A 1398-nucleotide genomic window follows, 5' to 3' on the forward strand; every position below is an offset into this window, starting at 1 on the left:
TCCATCGGTTGCCCGAGACCATCTAGCACTTTACCAAGAAGTTCATGACCTACAGATACAGTTAATGGCTTGCCTGTTGCGACCACATCACAACCAGGGCCGATCGATTGCAATTCGCCCAGAGGCATTAAGATGACCTTATTGTTGCGGAATCCGACAACTTCTGCTTTCAATGGCTGCGAAGAWTTGAACGGGTAAATGTGGCATACGTCGCCAACACTTGCATCCGGTCCTTCAGATTCCACAGTTAATCCGATCACTTGCGTAACTTTCCCATTGACCCGGATCGGATCCAGATGCTTCAACTGTTCGATATACTTATGCGATTGCAAGTTGCTACTCATCCTGAGGAGTCCCCTCACTTCTGCGGAATAACTGCAACAGTGCATCCTTGATTTCCTCAAGTTGTGTATCAATGCGGGCATCGATGCTTCCGAATGAGGAACGGACGACACAACCATAATCATTCACGCTCGGATCTGGCAATACTTGCAGCTCCGCCTGAGAATCGATGGCCAACAACAACTCTTCTCGGGAATCCTGGATGAACKCGAACTGGCTGGGTGAGACGCACAACGAAATCACGCCTTGTTCACGCTTCCGCTGCAGCACCTTACGAATCGAATCCACGATCCATTCCGGTTCGATCGTCAACTGACGGCCGATGACTTTCTCCGCAATCGCACAGCTTAATTCAATCAGAAACGGCTCGGCTTCGAGAATCATCTGCTGCTTGATCGCCCCTGCTTGTTCGATGATGGACTTGGCGTTCTGTATCAAACTTTCATATTGATTACGCACCTGCTCTTCAGCTTGGGAGAACCCTTCTTGGTGTCCGGTCTGATAGCCTTCCTGTTGTGCACGCTCTGCTTGTTCCAAATCTGCCTGACGTCTATCTTCCCACCACGCATCGATTTCAGACTGTGCKTCAAGCTTGAGCTGTTCAGCCGATGATGTAGCTTGAGCCAATATAATTTCTGCGGAAGATTCCGCATCTGAGACGATCCGATCTTTGATAGATTGAGCTTCGGTAACTTGGGCATCCTGTTCTAGGCCATCTTCTGCCGAATGATATGTGGGTTCGCTCTCTTCCGATACAACGCCTAGCTTCATGGGCTGAATGACAACGGTATCGTCCAGACTGATGATTCGGGAAGCCTTGATGACCTTAGACAACGATATCATCTCCTCCGCCGCGGGCGATGATCACCTCGCCAGCTTCTTCCAATCGACGAATCGTGGCGACGATACGAGTCTGTGCTTCTTCCACATCACGTAACCGTACAGGTCCCATGTATTCCATTTCTTCGCGGAATGTCTCCGCCATTCGTCTCGACATGTTGCGGAAGATCATCTCACGAACCTCTTCACTAGCCACCTTGAGTGCAAGCTGAAGAT

General features: G+C 49.9%; 2 protein-coding genes and 1 pseudogene. All 3 read right to left on the bottom strand.

Annotated features, from left to right (window positions below; genetic code table 11):
• Window positions 1–344: pseudogene (gene fliI, locus AC1DWB_RS35170) on the bottom strand (flagellum-specific ATP synthase FliI); the annotation flags it as partial.
• Window positions 337–1176 (bottom strand): FliH/SctL family protein, encoded by an 840-nt coding sequence (locus AC1DWB_RS35175; RefSeq protein ID WP_477545706.1) that lies wholly within the window; start codon window positions 1174–1176, stop codon window positions 337–339. The gene AC1DWB_RS35175 and the pseudogene fliI, both read right to left, overlap by 8 nt.
• Window positions 1169–1398: FliG C-terminal domain-containing protein (locus AC1DWB_RS35180; RefSeq protein ID WP_477545707.1), on the bottom strand; the 230-nt coding region annotated here is incomplete at its 5' end. The genes AC1DWB_RS35180 and AC1DWB_RS35175, both read right to left, overlap by 8 nt.

It is taken from the genome of Paenibacillus sp. P4_E11 (genome assembly GCF_056401635.1).